The sequence below is a fragment of the Burkholderia pulmonis genome, assembly GCF_984667975.1.
The window spans coordinates 2869323-2886354 of record NZ_OZ480186.1 but is presented as its reverse complement, the minus strand read 5'-3'; the positions used below and the strand labels follow the sequence as shown (position 1 = coordinate 2886354).

Sequence of the window (17032 nt, the reverse complement as noted above, 5' to 3'; positions counted from 1 at the left end):
GCCGTCAGGCTGGCAGAAACCGGAGATTACTTGATCTTGGTTTCTTTGTATTCCACATGCTTGCGGACGACGGGATCGAACTTCTTGATCGCCATCTTTTCCGGCATGTTGCGCTTGTTCTTCGTGGTCGTGTAGAAGTGACCCGTACCAGCGGTGGACTCGAGCTTGATCTTGTCGCGTGCGCCTTTTGCCATGATTGTGCTCCTTGGGCTTAGGCTTCGCCGCGTGCGCGCAGGTCAGCGAGCACGGAATCGATGCCGTTCTTGTCGATCAGGCGCAGGCCTGCGTTCGAGACGCGAAGGCGCACCCAGCGGTTTTCGCTCTCTACCCAGAACCGGCGGTTTTGCAGGTTCGGCAGGAAGCGGCGCTTCGTCTTGTTGTTGGCGTGGGAAACGTTGTTGCCGCTCATCGGCGCTTTCCCAGTTACTTGGCATACGCGTGCCATGAGAGCACTCCTAATACGCTAAATTCGGGGTTCGATCGCCGGTGAAGGTTCCATCGCACCGCCACGTGATCCATGGCTGCACTCAGAACGCCGTAGCCCTTACAGACAAGGCCCTTCGGTGGCTAGAACTGGTTGGAAAAAAGACAGACGACGATTCTAGCAGAAAAAGTTCAGAAAAATCAAACCTAATTTCGCTTCGTCGTTTCGGCGCCCTGGGGCGGGCTGCCGGCGCACAGTCTACAGCCAACCGGCGCGTGCGAACGAAAAAGTGTCACCGGTGCCGACGACGACGTGGTCCAGCAGCCGCACGTCGACGAGTTCGAGCGCGTCTTTCAGTACACGGGTCAGGCGGCGGTCTTCCGCGCTCGGCTGCACCGCGCCGGACGGATGGTTGTGTGCGACGATCAGCGCTGCGGCGTTCCGCGCCATCGCACGGCGCACGATCTCGCGCGGGTAGACGGCCATGCGCGTCAGCGAGCCGCGCGCGATTTCCTCGATGTCGATCATGCGGTTGCGGGCGTCGAGGAATACCGCGACGAATACCTCATGCGGGCGCGTGCCGATCTTCAGTCGCAGGCAGTCCTCGACGGCGCCCGGCGAATCGATCTGCCTCCGCTCCCGCGCCTTGTCCTCCAGCATGCGTCGCGCGATTTCGGTGACGGCGACCATTCGCGCGGAGCGCGCGGGGCCGATGCCGGGGTGCGCCTCGAAATCGTCGGCGGTTGCTTCGAGCAGCCCGCGCAACGTACCGAACTGCTTGACCAGCGCGTGGGCAGTGACGAATACGTCGTGCCCGGGCTTGCCGGTGCCGAGCAGCAGCGCGATCAACTCGTCGTCGGTCAGTGCGGTCGGCCCGCGCTCGAGCAATCGCTCGCGCGGCCGTTCGGGCCGCCAGTTACCCGGGCGGCGCTTGCGCCGGCGGATCGGGATGACCCGGCCGGGCGGATCGGCCGGCGCATCGGCGGCGTCGCGGCATTCGGCCGGCGGCAGGATGGGGCAGGGTGACGGCATGATCGAAACTCCATTGGCGGCGGGCGGTGTGCGCAACGTCGTCGCACTTTCCGCCTTGCGCGCTCAGGTGACTTACAATATTGGCTTTGCGCCGGGCCATTCGGCCGTATCGGGCGCCGACTGAACGAGTAATTCATGAGCCTCATCGATCTATCCGAAGTGAAGCCCGGTTCCCACGTCACGTTGCATTACCGGCTGGCACTGGCCGACGGCGCCGACATCGTCAACACCTTCGCCGACAAGCCGGCCACGTTGCTGCTGGGCGCAGGGCAACTGGCGCCGTCGCTGGAACAGATTCTGCTCGGGCTCAGGGTCGGCGACCACTCGACTTTTCAGCTAGCCCCCGATCAGGGGTTCGGTCCCCGCAATCCCGACATGCTCCAGCGCGTGACGCTGTCGACGCTGCGTGAGAACGGAATGGTCGGCGACGATTTCACGCCGGGCGAACTGATCGAGTTCAACGCGCCGGACGGCGGCCGCTACGCGGGGGTGCTGAAGGAGGTCGGCGAAACCTCCGCGCTGTTCGACTTCAATCATCCGCTCGCGGGCCAGGCGCTCACGTTCGAAGTGAAAATCATCGGAATCCTGTAATCATGAGCACCACCGATACGCTGTCCGGGCAGACCGTCGCCGCCGATGCCGAAATCCTGCTGGCCCAGCCGCGCGGTTTCTGCGCAGGCGTCGACCGCGCGATCGAGATCGTCGAGCGCGCCATCGCGATGCACGGTGCGCCGATCTACGTCCGTCACGAAATCGTCCACAACAAGTACGTGGTCGAGGATCTGAAGAAGAAAGGCGCGATCTTCGTCGAGGAACTCGAGGAAGTGCCGGCCGGCAACACCGTGATCTTCAGTGCGCACGGCGTGTCGAAGGCCATTCGCGACGAGGCCGACGTACGCGGGCTGCGCATTTACGACGCAACCTGCCCGCTCGTCACGAAGGTGCACGTCGAAGTGGCGAAGATGCGCCAGGACGGCGTCGACATCGTCATGATCGGGCACAAGGGCCACCCCGAAGTCGAAGGCACGATGGGGCAGGTCGAGCGCGGCATGCATCTCGTCGAGAGCGTCGAGGACGTGCAGAAGCTCGAACTCGCCGATCCCGAGCGCATCGCGCTCGTCACGCAGACGACGCTGTCCGTCGACGATGCAGCCGAGATCATCGGCGCGCTGAAGGCGAAGTATCCGAAGATCCGCGAGCCGAAGAAGCAGGACATCTGCTATGCGACGCAGAACCGCCAGGACGCGGTGAAGTTCATGGCGCCGCAGTGCGATGTCGTGATCGTCGTCGGGAGTCCGAACAGCTCGAATTCGAGCCGGCTGCGCGAAGTGGCCGAAAAGCGCGGCGTGGCCGCGTACATGGTCGATGCGCCCGACCAGATCGACCCGGCATGGGTCGCCGGCAAGCGCCGCATCGGCGTGACGGCCGGCGCATCGGCGCCCGAGGTGCTCGCCCAGGCGGTGATCGCGCGGCTGCGCGAACTCGGCGTGCGCAATGTCCGCGCGCTCGACGGCATCGAGGAAAACGTGTCGTTTCCGCTGCCGCGCGGGTTGAACCTGCCGCCTGCCGCCTGATTGCCGCATCGCACCCGCGGAACACCGAAGCGCGCCTCCTGGCGCGCTTTTTTTTGTGTCTTGAAATTGTAATCGCAACCATAATCGATGATTGTGGTGCAACCCGGTTGCTCTCGCGGCGCATAAGCGTCTCTCAAAATTGGTTGCAATGCAGGAAAACCCCATCGAATCAGGTTTATTGGCGTCCTATAAATGGAGTTACAATGCGCCCGTTTTCAAGCCGGAATGGCTTTGAAATCGGATTTTGGCAAGGCGCGGGAGACCATTCAATGCATGTGAAGTTGGCTTACGCCATGTCCGTCGCCGCACCGGTTGCAATGCTTGTCGGGTGCAGCAAAAAGAGCGACGACGGGGCGGGTAGGGAGGCTGCGGTGTGCGCGGCACCGCCGGCCAGCGGCGTGCGCGTCGCCGGAACCGGGCGTGCGGCGCCATCGGCGCGCCGTATCGCGCAACTGGGCAAGGACAAGGAAAACGGGGCACGTTTGACGATCGAGGAAATCAACGCGCCTGGCCGGGCGATCGGTTCGGCAACGGGCACGCGGGTTGCACTGCTGCAGGCCGCCGATCGACGGACGCCGGACGATTACGGCGTTGCAGGCACCGTGCCGAGGTCACCGTCCCCCCTTCATTTCGATTCGACGAAACAGCGAACTGCGGCGACCGATCGTGTCGTGTCGCGCGGGCTGGTTCGTACGACGGATTCCGATGCAGTCCTGACGAAAGTCGGGCGCGGCCGCCGCAACGCCTTGCCGGGCGACGCGGTGCGGAATCCGCTCCGTTCGCGTGCGATGCTCGCGTCGCGCCGGACGGGCCAACGCACGGATGCCGGGAAACCGGACGACGGCCGTCTCGGCATGCTGCCCTACGACTTCAAGGAGGCTACGACCACCGTCCTCGATGTCGTGACGATTTAGCGACGGGACTCATGACGGCACCGGAACAGTGCGGTGCCGTTTTTGTATCCGCTCCGGCGGCAGGTCCGGCCGTACAGGCCGGGCGGCGCGCGCCGGGACGATCCACCCTTACCGGTATCGACTAGTACCCGCAGTGTCGCCGAGAAGGCGCGATTCCTCGCTTACCCGCGGGGCGCAACGTCCTCCGGCAGCACGGGCCAAGGAGCTTTAAATGGATATCTTCGTCCAGCAGGTTCTCAACGGGCTGGTGCTCGGCAGTGTCTACGCCATCATCGCGTTGGGCTACACGATGGTGTACGGCATTCTCGGCATCATCAACTTCGCACATGGCGACGTGCTGATGATCGGCGCGATGGTCGCCCTGTCGGCCATCACCGTGCTGCAGAACCACTTCCCCGGACTCGGCAACGTCGCGACGCTGACGATTGGCCTGGGCATTGCCGCGGTCGTCTGTGCGTTCGTCGGCTTCACGATCGAGAAGGTCGCATACCGGCCGCTGCGCCGCGCGCCGCGCCTCGCGCCGCTGATCACTGCGATCGGCGTGTCGATCCTGCTGCAGACGGCTGCGATGATCATCTGGTCGCGTAACCCGCTGCCGTTCCCGCAGCTGCTGCCGACCGATCCGATCAACGTGATCAAGGCGACCGACACGACGCCCGGCGCGGTGATCTCGGTCACTGAAATCGTGATCATCGCGGTGGCGTTCATCGTGATGGCCGGCCTGTTGCTGCTCGTGCACAAGACCAAGCTCGGCCGTGCGATGCGCGCGATCGCCGAAAGCCCGAATACGGCCAGCCTGATGGGCGTGAACCCGAACTTCGTGATCTCCGCGACGTTCATGATCGGCTCCGCACTGGCCGCGCTGGCCGGCGTGATGATCGCATCCGAATACGGCAACGTGCACTTCTACATGGGCTTCATCCCCGGCATGAAGGCATTCACGGCGGCGGTGCTGGGCGGGATCGGCAACCTCGGCGGCGCCATGGTCGGCGGCGTGCTGCTCGGCCTGATCGAGCAGCTCGGGGCCGGCTACATCGGCAACCTCACGGGCGGCGTATTCGGCAGTAACTACCAGGACGTGTTCGCCTTCATCGTGCTGATCATCGTGCTGGTGTTCCGTCCGTCGGGCCTGCTGGGCGAACGTGTCGCGGATCGCGCGTAACGGAAGGGGAGCAAACAACATGACATCCATTCAACCGATCGAATCGTCGACGTCGCTCGTCGAACAGCGCAATACGGCCAAGACCGTCGTCATCGGCATCCTGACCGCGGCCCTCGTGATCGCCGCGCCGATCGTGATCGGCTCGGCAGGCGGCAACTACTGGGTCCGCGTGCTCGACTTCGCGATGCTGTACGTGATGCTCGCGCTGGGCCTGAACGTGGTGGTCGGCTTCGCCGGCCTGCTCGACCTCGGCTACATCGCGTTCTATGCGGTGGGCGCGTACACCGCGGCACTGCTGAGCTCGCCACACCTGTCCTCGCAGTTCGAGTGGATCGCGGCGCTCGCGCCGAACGGCCTGCACTTCCCGTTCCTGATCATCGTGCCGATCGCGATGGCGCTGGCGGCGACCTTCGGGATCCTGCTCGGTGCGCCGACGCTGCGCCTGCGCGGCGACTACCTGGCGATCGTCACGCTCGGCTTCGGTGAAATCGTCCGGATCTTCATGAACAACCTCGACCGTCCGGTGAACATCACCAACGGCCCGAAGGGGATCACGGGCATCGATCCGGTGCACTTCGGCGACTTCAGCCTCGCGCAGACGCACTCGCTGTTCGGGATCCAGCTGCCGTCGGTGTACCTGTACTACTACCTGTTCGTGCTGTGCTCGCTGATGGTGATCTGGATCTGTACGCGCCTGCAGCACTCGCGTATCGGCCGTGCGTGGGCCGCCATCCGCGAAGACGAAATCGCGGCGAAGGCGATGGGTATCAACACCCGTAACGTGAAGCTGCTCGCGTTCGCGATGGGTGCGTCGTTCGGCGGCCTGTCGGGCGCGATGTTCGGTTCGTTCCAGGGCTTCGTGTCGCCGGAATCGTTCACGTTCTGGGAATCGATCGTCGTGCTCGCTTGCGTGGTGCTCGGCGGCATGGGCCACATCCCGGGCGTGATCCTGGGTGCGGTGCTGCTCGCGATCTTCCCGGAATTCCTGCGCTCGACGATGAGCCCGTTGCAGCACGCGCTGTTCGGTCATGACATCGTCGATACGGAAGTGATCCGTCAGGCGCTGTATGGCCTCGCGATGGTCGTCATCATGCTGTATCGCTCGGAAGGCCTGTGGCCTGCGCCGAAGCACGAGGACAGGATCGCGAAACTGGCGAAGCGCAACAGCAAGAAGCCGGTGCGCGCTTAACCAACGGACACAGGGGATACACACATGAGCGACAAGCAAATCCGACTGTCCGTGCAAGGCGTGAACAAGCGCTTCGGCGGGCTGCAGGCACTGTCCGACGTCGGCCTGCAGATCCGCGAAGGCGAGATCTACGGCCTGATCGGCCCGAACGGCGCCGGCAAGACCACGTTCTTCAACGTGATCACGGGCCTCTACACACCGGATTCCGGCGATTTCAAGCTGGACGGCACGAACTACACGCCGACGGCCGTGCACCAGGTGGCCAAGGCCGGCATCGCACGCACGTTCCAGAACATCCGCCTGTTCGGCGGGATGACGGCGCTCGAGAACGTGATGGTGGGTCGCCACGTGCGCACCAAGCACGGGCTGCTCGGCGCGGTGTTCCAGACGCCGGCCGAACGCCAGGAAGAGCGCGAGATCAAGGAGCGCGCGATCGAGCTGCTCGAATACGTCGGCGTGCTGCAGTACGCCGACTACACGTCGCGCAACCTGTCGTACGGTCACCAGCGCCGGCTGGAAATCGCGCGCGCACTGGCCACCGACCCGAAGCTGCTCGCGCTCGACGAGCCGGCGGCCGGGATGAACGCGACCGAGAAGGTCGAACTCACGCGCCTGCTCGACAAGATCCGCTCGGACGGCCGCACGATTCTCCTGATCGAGCACGACGTGAAGCTCGTGATGGGGCTGTGCAACCGGATGACGGTGCTCGATTACGGCAAGGTGATCGCCGAGGGTCTGCCGCAGGACGTGCAGAAGAATCCGAAGGTGATTGAGGCATATCTCGGCGCAGGGGTGCACTGATGGCAGCGGCAATGTTGAAAATCAAGGGCTTGCAGGTCAACTACGGCGGCATCCAGGCCGTCAAGGGCGTTGACATGGAAGTCCGTCAGGGCGAGCTCGTGACGCTGATCGGCGCGAACGGTGCGGGCAAGACCACGACGATGAAGGCGATCACGGGCCTGAAGCCGTACTCGGCGGGCGACATCGAGTACGACGGCAAGTCGATCAGGGGCATTCCGCCGCACGAGCTGCTCAAGCGCGGCCTCGCGATGGTGCCGGAAGGCCGCGGGATCTTCGCGCGCATGTCGATCATCGAGAACATGCAGATGGGCGCGTACCTGCGCAACGACAACGATCAGATCAAGAAGGACGTCGAGCGGATGTTCGGCTTCTTCCCGCGCCTGAAGGAGCGTGCGTCGCAGCTCGCGGGCACGCTGTCGGGCGGCGAGCAGCAGATGCTGGCGATGTCGCGCGCGATCCTGTCCAAGCCGAAGCTGCTGCTGCTCGACGAGCCGTCGATGGGCCTGTCGCCGATCATGGTCGAGAAGATCTTCGAAGTGGTGCGCGAGATCTCGAAGGAGGGCATCACGGTGCTGCTGGTCGAGCAGAACGCGCGCCTCGCGCTGCAGGCGGCCGACCGCGGCTACGTGATGGACTCGGGTGTGGTCACGATGGAAGGCGATGCGAAGCAGATGCTCGACGATCCGAAGGTGCGCGCCGCGTATCTGGGCGAGTAAGCGGGTGAATGAGCGGGCCCGGTGATGCGCGGCGGCAGGTGCCGCGCGCCGCACCAGGGCTTTCGAAAGGCTGTCACGAAATGCCGTGACGGCCTTTTTTTTCGTGTCGTGCGATTCTTGTCGAACTGTGCACGCGGCAGCGACTCCATTCGATTGTTGCGCCGCGCATGCGGCGCGGGAACGGTGGTGCGCAGGCTCGCGGCCGGTCGCCCGATGCAGGTCGCCCGATGCCGGTCGCCCGCAAATCGACACACGGGCCGCGTAGCATCGGTGGCCCATCCGAACACGGAGAGCACGCATGAGTCTGGACTACGGTTTCGTCAAGGCGAAGGTGACGTCGGTGGCGACGCTCAAGGGCTCGCCGCACGGCAGCGAGATCCAGTATCACATCCACCTGACGCTGGCGCTGCCGTCAGGCGACTGGGATGTCGCGATCAACGTCGGCACCAGCGACGCGGACGACTTGCTGAACTACAAGCTCGTCTACGATTTCCATCACCCCGTCACGCAGACGCTTGCTGCCGCGGCCGAAGGCTACACCGACCTCACGGGGCAGGCCGCGCTGCCTGCGCTCGACTACCTGCGCAGCGACATCCTGAACGAGACGGGCGCGTGGCGCGCGAGTGCGGTGATGGACGGGACCGAGAATCCGGAGCCGATTCCGTCGCTGCTGCGGCTCGTGAACGCCGCGCAGTCACAGGGCCTCGACGTCGTCGTGTTCGGCCGGACCTATTCGGAAGGCAATGGAATCCACGACACACACATGAACCAGGGCTCGACGGGTCCGAACTACCTGCATCGCGCGGGTGACGACCATAACGACCACAACGACGTGTGGCAGGACGGCGCGCTGATCGTGCGCGTGAGCGACACGCAGTGGGCTGCGTACTTTGCGGCGTTCGAGCAGCAGGCCGTGCCGACCGACGCGCTCGGCAATCCGCTGCCGGGCGCGGGGCCGATCACGCGCTGAGACGGGCCGCTGCCGGCTGCATCACGCGGCCGGCAGCGTCTTGCCGAACGAGATGCGTTCCTCGACACGATAGCCGAGTGCCGCATAGAAGCGGCACGCGTCGTCGTTGCCGGGCAGGACCTGCAGGTTGATCTTCATGCAGCCGCGCGCGGCGAGCGCGTGTTCCGCATGCGCGATCAGCGCGCGGCCGACGCCGAGCCGGCGCGCGTCGTTCGCGACGCCGAACGAGTAGAGCCAGCCGCGATGTCCATCGAAACCCGCCATCAGCGTGCCGACGACGCGCGCGCCGCTGGTCGCGACGAAGAACAGCTCCGGCTGCGTCGCGAGCTTCAGCTCGATCGATCGCAGCGGATCGCGGTGCGGCGGCGCACCGGTTTCTTCGTATTGCGGGAACGCATCACGCCATACCGCGAGCACGGCATCGGTGTCGGTGCGTTCGAACGGGCGGATCACGACAGCATCGGCGGCGGCATCCATCGTGGTGGTCTCCTTAGAGCGTGTCGAGGATCGACCGCAGCATCGCCATCATCTGGTCGATTTCTTCGGTCGTCACGTTCAGTGCGGGCATGAAGCGCAGCAGGTTCGGCCGCGCGGCGTTCAGCAGCAGGCCGTCGGGTTGCATGTCGCGCGCCTTCTCGACGATCTGCGGGCCGATGTCCTTGCCGAGCAGCAGCGCGCGCAGCAGGCCTTCGCCGCGTTCGCCCTCGAAGCCGCGCTCTTCCGACAGTTCGAGCAGCTTGCGCTTCAGGTATTCGCCGCGTTCGCGCACGCCTTCGAGGAAACCGGGCGCGACGAGCTGCGAGATCACCGAGTAGCCGGCCGCCGTCATCAGCGGGTTGCCGTTGTACGTGCCGCCCTGGTCGCCGGCCTCGAATACCGCGACATCGGCCTTCGACAGCAGTGCCGCGAGCGGCACGCCGCTGCCGATGCCCTTGCCGAGCGTCATGACGTCCGGCTCGATGTCGGCGAGTTCGTATGCGAACAGCGTGCCCGCGCGGCCGCAGCCGCTCTGCACTTCGTCGACGATCAGCAGCAGGTTGTGCTGCTGCGTCAGCGCGCGCAGCTCGCGCATGAATTCGCGCGTGGCCGGAATCACGCCGCCTTCGCCCTGGATCGGTTCGAGCATCACGGCGACGGTCTTGTCGGTGATCAGCTTCTCTACCGAGTTGATGTTGTTCAGCTCGGCCTTCGGGAAGCCCGGCACCTGCGGTGCGTAGATCGTGTCCCAGCCCGGCTTGCCGCTGGCCGACATCGTCGCGAGCGTACGGCCGTGGAAGCTGTGGTCGAACGTGATGATTTCGTACGCGCCGTTCTTGAACTTGCGGCCCCACTTGCGCGCGAGCTTGATCGCGCCTTCGTTGGCTTCGGCGCCGCTGTTCGTGAAGAACACCTTGTCGAACACGCTGTGCTGCGTGAGCAGGCCCGCGAGCTTCGCCATCGGTTCGTTGTAGAACGCCGGCGACGGGTTCAGCAGCTTCTCGGCCTGCGTCTTCAGTGCGTCGACGACGCCGTCGTTGCAGTGGCCGAGGCTGTTGACGGCCCAGCCCTGGATGAAGTCCAGATAGCGCCTGCCCGTGTGATCGTAGATCCACGAACCCTTGCCGTGCGTAAACACGATGTCGGGGCGGTTCGTGATGTACATCAGCGAGTCGATCGGATAATCGTTCAGGGGCATGGCAGCAGACTCCAGCGGACGTTGAAAGGGAAACGGGCAATAAAAAAGCCACGGAAGGCCGTGGCTGGTGGGTTCGAACAGCTTGTGCGTAACCGGTGAAGCAGTGTGGGTTACGCGCGAGTCCGTGACGAGCCTGCGGCATCCGGGCGGAGCGGCGAGCGGCGACGTCGAAGGGCGGACAGGAAGCAGTTCATGTGCGCAAGCATAAGGCATCCCGCGCCCCACTGTAAACCGCCGCGATGCCACGGATGTGACATGGCGGCGCGCAGCGGGGGACGCGGACGCGCCCGGCGCTCAGACCGGATGTGCGAGATCGGCGGCGCTCGTGAACGAATCCGCGTAGAACTCGTCGGCCGGCAGCGCGTGGTGTTGCGTGAAGTCGCGCTGCGCGGATTCGACCATCACCGGCGCGCCGCACGCGTACACCTGGTGACCCGACAGATCGGGCAGGTCCTCGATCACCGCGCGATGGACGAAGCCCGTGCGGCCCGTCCACTGGTCGGCGTCGTCCGGCTCCGAGAGCACCGGCACGTACTTGAAGTTCGGGATCTCGCGCGCCCACTGCTCGGCGAGTTCGGCGAGGTAGATGTCCTTCTTGCGGCGGGCGCCCCAGTAGAGCGTCATCGGCCGCGTGATGCCCGAGTGCTTCACGTGCTCGATGATCGCCTTGATCGGCGCGAAGCCCGTGCCGGACGCGAGCAGCACGATCGGCTTGTCGGAATCCTCGCGCAGGAAGAACGTGCCGAGCGGGCCTTCGAAGCGCAGGATGTCGCGCTCCTTCATCGCGCCGAACACGTGGTCGGTGAACTTGCCGCCCGGCATGTGGCGGATATGCAGCTCGATCGGGCCTTCCTCGTGCGGCGCGTTCGCCATCGAGTAGCTGCGGCGCGAGCCGTCCTTCAGGATGAACTCGACGTACTGGCCCGCGAGGTACTGCAGACGTTCGTTGGCGGGCAACTGAAGCTTCACGACCATCACGTCGTCGGCCTTGCGCTCGAGCGCGGCGATCCGGCACGGCAGCTTCTTGACCTGCACGCCGTCGACGCCGGCGATTTCACGCACGTCGATCTCGAGGTCGCACTGTGCCTTCGAGCAGCACAGCAGCGCGAGGCCGCGGGTGCGCTCGTCGTTGGACAGCGCCGATGCGGCGTGCGGGCCCTGTTCGATCTGGCCCGACACGATCTGGCCCTTGCAGGAGCCGCACGCGCCGTTCTTGCAGCCGTACGGCAGATGGACGTTCTGGCGCAGCGCGGCCGCCAGCACGGTTTCGTCCGACTCGACCTGGAATTGCCGGCCGCTTTGCTTGAGAGTGACGTTGAATGCCATAGAACCAAACTAGAACAAAATGTGGGGACCGTGCATGTCGCGCACGGCAGCTACAATGCAAAACCGTTGCGCGTCGCGCAACGGCGGCTACTGATTTCGCAACCAACATGATCGCGACACGAATCCTGCGCCGGCCACGCGCCCTGATCGTCGGCTGCGGCGACGTCGGCATGCGCTGCGTCGCGCAATGGCGCGACACGCGCCGCAACCTGCGGATCTTCGCACTGACGAGCCACCCGGCCCGCCGCGACGAACTGCGCGCCGCGGGCGCCACGCCGATCGTCGGCGACCTCGACCGCCCGGCGACCCTTGGCCGGCTCGCGGGCCTTGCCCGCACGATCCTGCATCTCGCGCCGCCGCAATCCGACGGCCGCGATGATCGGCGCACGCGTGCGCTGATCGCCGCAACGTCCATGCCCGCGCGTCGACCGGCGGCTCCGCCGGCTCCGGCGGTCGGCCGGCTCCGAACGCTGCGCACCGCTGCCCGGCAGGCCGGCGCACCCGTTCGGGGAGCGCGTATTGTACCCGACGGCCTTCGCGCGCCGAGGCTCGTGTACGCGAGCACGACAGGCGTATACGGCGACTGCGGCGGCGCGCGCATCGACGAAACGCAGCCGCTGCGCCCGGCGAATCCGCGCGCGTTCCGGCGCGTGTCGGCCGAGCGGCAACTGCGTGCGGCGACGGTGCGCGGCGTGCTGTCCGCCCGCATCGTGCGCATTCCCGGCATCTACGCGGCGAACCGCTTGCCGGTCGCGCGGCTCGAGCGCGGCACGCCGGCGCTCGAGCCGGCCGACGACGTCTACACGAACCACATCCACGCGGACGATCTCGCGGCGATCCTGCGCCGTGCGGCCGAGCGGGGCAGGCCGGCGCGTGCCGTGCACGCATCGGACGACAGCGAACTGCGGATGGGGGAGTATTTCGACCGGGTCGCGCAGGCGCTTGGCCTGCCGAGGCCGCCGCGCGTCAGCCGCGCGGACGCCGAGCGCCAGCTCGAACCGACGCTGCTGTCGTTCATGCGCGAGTCGCGGCGCTTGTCCAACGCACGGCTCAAGGCCGAATTGTGCGTGACGCTGCGCTATCCGACCGTAGATGAATTCCTTCAAACGCTCGCGCCGGGCAGCGCGTCAGGTCAGCGCCGGTAACGCCTCGATCAGCAGGAAGCAGAGCAGCGCACCGATCAGCGCGCCAATCAGGTTCGGATGATATTTGTGCTTCAGGTGCATCGTGGCCAGCAGGCCGCCGATCACGATGACACCGATGACCGCGAACGCGATCATCACCGACGACAGTTCGAAAGAATGGTTGATGTTCATGATGTCCCCCCTGCATCGCTGTTCTCTTACAGCTTGTGATTTCAGTATAGCGGGGGATCATGCGGCCGAGAGGCGCGCGGACGTCGAACGGTCGTGCGGATTTTCCCTTACAGGGTTTTGACGGGATTGCGCAGCAATGAAAGGTCCGCTTCCTCGAGCCACCGCCACGCGCCGGGTTCGAGGTCGCCCGGCAGCGCGAAGCCGCCGATGCTTTCGCGGTGCAGCAACTCGACGCGGTTGCTCGCCGCCGCGACCATGCGTTTCACTTGGTGGTATTTGCCTTCGAGGACGGTCAGCGCGAGCGTGTGCGTGTCGCGCGCGTCGGCGGCGACGGCCGCGATCGGCTTCGGTTCGCCGTGCAGCTGCACGCCGGTGCGCAGCGCGTGCAATTGCGCGTCGTCGAGCGGGTGGCGCACGGTCGCGACGTAGGTCTTCGGCACCTTGCGCTTCGGCGACGTGTACGTGTGCACGAACTGGCCGTCGTCGGACAGCAGCAGCAGGCCGGTCGTGTCCTGGTCGAGACGGCCGACGCACTGCACGCCGCGTGCGACGAGCGGCGCGGGCAGCAGGCTGAACACGCTCGCGTGATGTTGCGGGTCGCGCGAACATTCGTAGCCGGCCGGCTTGTTGAGCGCGAGATACGCGCGCGCATGGAACGGCCATGCCGTATCGTCGATCGAGAACACGAGTCCGTCGGTGTCGAACGCGGCGTCGGGGTTGGTCGCGGCGGTGCCCGCGACGGCAACGCGGCCGGCTTCGATCAGGCCGCGGCACTGGCGGCGCGAGCCGAAGCCCTGAGTGTAGAGAATGCTTTCGAGATCCATAGCGGGCGCATTCTATCAAGCGGCGACGCATGGCCGACATGAACGCGCATGCGCTGGTAAGCTGCCGGAACGCCGCGCGGCGCGCGGTGCACGTTCATTCTTCACGGAAAGTCCATGTCATTCGATTCGTTCACGTTCGGCCGCCAGGCCGCCGCCATCATCGTTGCCGCGACCGTTTCGTCGGCCGCGTTCGCGCACGCGCATCTCGCGAAGAGCGACCCGGCGGCGGGAGCGGTAGCCGCCGCGCCGGCTGCCGTCACGATCGACTTCACCGAGCCGCTCGAGCCGGCATTCAGTTCGATCGTCGTCGTCGACGATAGCGGCAAGACGGTGTCCGACGGCCGCGCACGCATCGACGCGTCGAACCGCAAGCGGATGACGGTGCCGCTCACGGCGGTTGGCGCGGGCGCGTATACGGTGAAATGGGTGGCCGTCGCGACCGACGGGCATCGCACGCAGGGCGCATACGGCTTCAGCGTGAAGTGACGCAACGGCGGCGGCAGGCCCGTGCCAGGGTTGCCGCCGCCCTTATCCGACAGGGGGTCTCCCGCATGAATCCGACGACGCTCGACGCACTCGCCGATTTTCCCCGTCAGCTCGAAGCGCATTTCGCGGCCGTGCCCGACGGCTACGCGCGCTGGACGCCCGACGACTGGGCCGGCATCCCGAGCGAGCATTTCTCGCCGCTCGGGCAGCTGTGCCACGTGCGCGACATCGAGATCGACGGCTATCAGGTGCGGCTGCGGCGGATGCTCGACGAGGACCGGCCACGGCTCGTGTCGATCGACGGTGACGCACTCGCGATCGAGCGCCGCTACAACGACGCCTACGCATCCGACGTGCTCGCGGCGATCCGCGAGGCGCGACACGAGACGCTGGAGCGCGTGTCGCGCCTCACGCCCGACCAGTTCGAGCGTACCGGCGAGTTCGACGGCTACGGCTCGCTGACCGTGCGCGGGCTCGTCCATTACCTGTGCAGCCACGACCAGCAGCACCTGGCCGGCATGCAGTGGCTGCTCGGCAAGATCGACGCGACGCTGCACGGGCGCTGAACCGGCCGGCGGAAGGGGCATCCCTTTCAGATTCGGGCGCCACTGTCGGTGCGGCAACCCACATTGCACCGCTTGGATTGGATCGGTTTTCTGGATAATCCATCCAGCCGCAACCGGCTGACCGGCGCGTCGCGTGTGCCTACACTCCTAGCTTCGTTCAACGAAAAAAGGAGTCAACCGTGGCAACTCATACGCTCGCAGACAAGGTCGTCCTGATCGCAGGCGGGGCAAAGAATCTCGGCGGCCTGATCGCACGCGATCTGGCAAGCCACGGCGCGAAGGCGGTGGCGATTCACTACAACAGCGCGGCGTCGCAGGCACAGGCCGAGGAGACGGCCGCCGCGGTGCGCGCGGCCGGCGCGGAAGCCGCGACTTTCCAGGCCGACCTGACGACGGCCGCCGCGGTCGGGAAGCTGTTCGACGACGCGAAGCAGCGCTTCGGCAAGATCGACATCGCGATCAACACGGTCGGCAAGGTATTGAAGAAGCCGTTCACCGAGATCAGCGAAGCCGAGTACGACGAGATGTTCGCGGTCAACAGCAAGTCGGCGTTCTTCTTCATCAAGGAAGCCGGGCGGCACCTCGAGGATCACGGCAAGCTCGTCACGCTCGTGACGTCGCTGCTCGGCGCGTTCACGCCGTTCTATGCGGCGTACGAAGGCTCGAAGGCGCCCGTCGAACACTTCACGCGTGCCGCATCGAAGGAATACGGCGCACGCGGGATTTCGGTGACGGCCGTCGGGCCCGGCCCGATGGACACGCCGTTCTTCTACCCGGCCGAAGGTGCCGATGCGGTCGCGTATCACAAGACGGCCGCTGCGCTGTCGCCGTTCAGCAAGACGGGCCTGACCGACATCGAGGACGTCGTGCCGTTCATCCGCCATCTCGTGACCGACGGCTGGTGGATCACGGGGCAGACGATCCTGATCAACGGCGGCTATACGACCAAGTAACCCGGCCGCTCGCGGGCCGCGCGGCGCACCGTAATGGCGCGTTTGCGTGGACAATGGACGGGCGCGTAGCCGTGAGGCCACGCGCCCGTTTTCTTTGTGCCGCCGAGGCGCGCCGCGATGCGCGGCGGCTGGCGGCGACTGTCGTTCGAACCCGGGTTCTCCGCCGATGGACAAGCTGGATCAGGTCAGGATCTTCCTGCAGGTTGCCGAGATGGGCAGTTTCATCAAGGCCGCGCGCGCGCTCGACGTGCCGCGCGCGACCGTGTCGGCGGCCGTCCAGCAGCTCGAGACGGGGCTCGGCACGCGTCTCCTGCACCGCACGACGCGTCAGGTGCAATTGACCGCCGACGGCGCGCTGCTGCTCGAACGCGGCCGGCGCCTGCTCGCGGAGGCCGACGAACTCGACCGCCTGTTTCGCCGCCGCGACCGCGACGTGGTGGGGCGGCTGAACGTCGACGTGCCCAGCCGGATCGCGCGCCGCGTCGTGGCGCCTGCGCTGCCGTCGCTGTTTCGCCGCTACCCGAAGCTGCAGTTGTCGCTCGGTTCGACGGATCGCTCGATCGACCTCGTGCAGGAAGGCGTCGATTGCGCGATCCGCGTCGGGCGGCTCGCGGACAGCAGCCTCGTCGTGCGCCCGCTCGGGCAATTCACGCTGATCAACTGCGCGAGCCCCGACTACCTGCGCGAATGCGGGGTGCCCGAGCATCCGGATGCGCTCGCGCATGGGCACTGGGCGATCGGCTATGCATCGCCGACGACGGGGCGCGAACTCGGATGGGAATACCGCGCGGACGGGCAGCGGCACACGCTGACGCTGCCGAGCCGCGTGATCGTCAACAACGCCGAAACCTATATCGCCAGCTGCATCGCGGGAATGGGGCTGATCCAGATTCCACGGTTCGACGTCGGGCATCTGCTGGAGAGCGGCGCACTCGTCGACGTGATGCCCGGCCACCGCGCCGAGCCGATGGACGTGTCGGCCGTGTATCCGCATCGCCGGCACCGGTCGCGCCGGCTCAATGCATTCATCGAGTGGTTCGGCGAGTTGATGACGGATGCGCTGGCGAGGGCCGGGGAAACGCCGGACGCAGCGGGCGACTGACT

22 protein-coding genes are annotated in these 17032 nt (G+C 66.0%); 14 read left to right on the top strand and 8 right to left on the bottom strand.

Annotated features, from left to right (window positions below; all coding sequences use genetic code 11):
- Nucleotides 1–26: 26 nt before the first annotated feature.
- From rpmG to radC, 3 genes are all read right to left on the bottom strand, one after another.
- Nucleotides 27–194: a 50S ribosomal protein L33 gene (gene rpmG / locus AC5LXK_RS13410; RefSeq protein WP_006478046.1), complete on the bottom strand. Its 168-nt coding sequence runs from the start codon at nucleotides 192–194 to the stop codon at nucleotides 27–29.
- 17 nt (nucleotides 195–211) lie between these two features.
- Nucleotides 212–445 (bottom strand): 50S ribosomal protein L28, encoded by a 234-nt coding sequence (gene rpmB / locus AC5LXK_RS13405; RefSeq protein WP_004186391.1) that lies wholly within the window; start codon nucleotides 443–445, stop codon nucleotides 212–214.
- 237 nt (nucleotides 446–682) lie between these two features.
- Nucleotides 683–1456, bottom strand: a complete 774-nt coding sequence (gene radC / locus AC5LXK_RS13400; protein ID WP_493389248.1) for a RadC family protein — start codon at nucleotides 1454–1456, stop codon at nucleotides 683–685.
- Between radC and AC5LXK_RS13395 the strand changes: the two genes are divergently transcribed.
- From AC5LXK_RS13395 to AC5LXK_RS13355, 9 genes are all read left to right on the top strand, one after another.
- Entirely contained in the window at nucleotides 1455–1580 is a 126-nt protein-coding gene (locus tag AC5LXK_RS13395) for a hypothetical protein (RefSeq protein ID WP_493389247.1), read from the top strand. The genes radC and AC5LXK_RS13395 overlap by 2 nt on opposite strands.
- 11 nt (nucleotides 1581–1591) lie before the next feature.
- Nucleotides 1592–2047: an FKBP-type peptidyl-prolyl cis-trans isomerase gene (locus AC5LXK_RS13390; protein ID WP_493389246.1), complete on the top strand. Its 456-nt coding sequence runs from the start codon at nucleotides 1592–1594 to the stop codon at nucleotides 2045–2047.
- A gap of 2 nt (nucleotides 2048–2049) precedes the next feature.
- Nucleotides 2050–3030 carry a 4-hydroxy-3-methylbut-2-enyl diphosphate reductase gene (ispH, locus tag AC5LXK_RS13385; RefSeq protein ID WP_493389245.1) on the top strand — a complete coding sequence of 327 codons (981 nt, stop codon included), beginning with the start codon at nucleotides 2050–2052 and terminating at the stop codon, nucleotides 3028–3030.
- A gap of 269 nt (nucleotides 3031–3299) precedes the next feature.
- A complete protein-coding gene (locus AC5LXK_RS13380) occupies nucleotides 3300–3944 on the top strand; it encodes an amino acid-binding protein (protein WP_493389244.1) in 645 nt (214 codons plus the stop codon).
- Nucleotides 3945–4155: 211 nt separating this feature from the next.
- Nucleotides 4156–5106, top strand: coding sequence for a branched-chain amino acid ABC transporter permease (locus AC5LXK_RS13375; protein ID WP_493389243.1), 951 nt, complete (start codon nucleotides 4156–4158; stop codon nucleotides 5104–5106).
- Nucleotides 5107–5125: 19 nt separating this feature from the next.
- Nucleotides 5126–6295: an ABC transporter permease subunit gene (locus AC5LXK_RS13370; RefSeq protein ID WP_493389242.1), complete on the top strand. Its 1170-nt coding sequence runs from the start codon at nucleotides 5126–5128 to the stop codon at nucleotides 6293–6295.
- A gap of 24 nt (nucleotides 6296–6319) precedes the next feature.
- Nucleotides 6320–7096, top strand: coding sequence for an ABC transporter ATP-binding protein (locus tag AC5LXK_RS13365; RefSeq protein ID WP_027785192.1), 777 nt, complete (start codon nucleotides 6320–6322; stop codon nucleotides 7094–7096).
- Nucleotides 7096–7812 (top strand): ABC transporter ATP-binding protein, encoded by a 717-nt coding sequence (locus AC5LXK_RS13360; protein ID WP_493389241.1) that lies wholly within the window; start codon nucleotides 7096–7098, stop codon nucleotides 7810–7812. The genes AC5LXK_RS13365 and AC5LXK_RS13360 overlap by 1 nt, the downstream gene beginning before the upstream one ends.
- A 298-nt stretch (nucleotides 7813–8110) precedes the next feature.
- Complete coding sequence (locus AC5LXK_RS13355) at nucleotides 8111–8782, top strand: DUF2278 family protein (RefSeq protein ID WP_493389240.1); 672 nt, start codon at nucleotides 8111–8113, stop codon at nucleotides 8780–8782.
- 21 nt (nucleotides 8783–8803) lie between these two features.
- Here the strand turns inward: AC5LXK_RS13355 and AC5LXK_RS13350 are convergent, their stop codons facing one another.
- The 3 genes from AC5LXK_RS13350 to AC5LXK_RS13340 all read right to left on the bottom strand — a co-directional run bounded on the left by AC5LXK_RS13350 (nucleotide 8804) and on the right by AC5LXK_RS13340 (nucleotide 11783).
- On the bottom strand, nucleotides 8804–9259 hold the full coding sequence (locus AC5LXK_RS13350) for a GNAT family acetyltransferase (protein ID WP_493389239.1): 456 nt from the start codon (nucleotides 9257–9259) through the stop codon (nucleotides 8804–8806).
- A gap of 13 nt (nucleotides 9260–9272) precedes the next feature.
- The gene (locus AC5LXK_RS13345) at nucleotides 9273–10457 is read right to left on the bottom strand and encodes an acetylornithine transaminase (RefSeq protein WP_493389238.1); all 1185 of its coding nucleotides are present in this window, start codon (nucleotides 10455–10457) and stop codon (nucleotides 9273–9275) included.
- Between the two features lie 294 nt (nucleotides 10458–10751).
- On the bottom strand, nucleotides 10752–11783 hold the full coding sequence (locus AC5LXK_RS13340) for a CDP-6-deoxy-delta-3,4-glucoseen reductase (RefSeq protein ID WP_006478058.1): 1032 nt from the start codon (nucleotides 11781–11783) through the stop codon (nucleotides 10752–10754).
- 107 nt (nucleotides 11784–11890) lie between these two features.
- Here AC5LXK_RS13340 and AC5LXK_RS13335 point away from each other — a divergent pair, with 107 nt between their 5' ends.
- Entirely contained in the window at nucleotides 11891–12928 is a 1038-nt protein-coding gene (locus AC5LXK_RS13335) for an NAD-dependent epimerase/dehydratase family protein (protein ID WP_493389237.1), read from the top strand.
- Here the strand turns inward: AC5LXK_RS13335 and AC5LXK_RS13330 are convergent.
- Together AC5LXK_RS13330 and AC5LXK_RS13325 are read right to left on the bottom strand one after the other, a co-directional pair.
- Nucleotides 12911–13099, bottom strand: coding sequence for a hypothetical protein (locus AC5LXK_RS13330; RefSeq protein ID WP_011546000.1), 189 nt, complete (start codon nucleotides 13097–13099; stop codon nucleotides 12911–12913). The two genes, AC5LXK_RS13335 and AC5LXK_RS13330, sit on opposite strands and share 18 nt — an antisense overlap.
- A gap of 107 nt (nucleotides 13100–13206) precedes the next feature.
- A complete protein-coding gene (locus AC5LXK_RS13325; protein WP_493389236.1) occupies nucleotides 13207–13923 on the bottom strand; it encodes a pseudouridine synthase in 717 nt (238 codons plus the stop codon).
- A gap of 114 nt (nucleotides 13924–14037) precedes the next feature.
- Between AC5LXK_RS13325 and copC the strand changes: the two genes are divergently transcribed.
- The 4 genes from copC to AC5LXK_RS13305 all read left to right on the top strand — a co-directional run bounded on the left by copC (nucleotide 14038) and on the right by AC5LXK_RS13305 (nucleotide 17030).
- Complete coding sequence (gene copC, locus AC5LXK_RS13320) at nucleotides 14038–14409, top strand: copper homeostasis periplasmic binding protein CopC (protein WP_493389235.1); 372 nt, start codon at nucleotides 14038–14040, stop codon at nucleotides 14407–14409.
- 65 nt (nucleotides 14410–14474) lie between these two features.
- Nucleotides 14475–14975 (top strand): DinB family protein, encoded by a 501-nt coding sequence (locus AC5LXK_RS13315; RefSeq protein WP_493389234.1) that lies wholly within the window; start codon nucleotides 14475–14477, stop codon nucleotides 14973–14975.
- 179 nt (nucleotides 14976–15154) lie between these two features.
- Nucleotides 15155–15928, top strand: a complete 774-nt coding sequence (locus AC5LXK_RS13310) for an SDR family oxidoreductase (protein ID WP_493389233.1) — start codon at nucleotides 15155–15157, stop codon at nucleotides 15926–15928.
- A 166-nt stretch (nucleotides 15929–16094) separates the two neighbouring features.
- Nucleotides 16095–17030, top strand: coding sequence for a LysR family transcriptional regulator (locus AC5LXK_RS13305; protein ID WP_493389232.1), 936 nt, complete (start codon nucleotides 16095–16097; stop codon nucleotides 17028–17030).
- The last annotated feature ends 2 nt before the right edge of the window (nucleotides 17031–17032 follow it).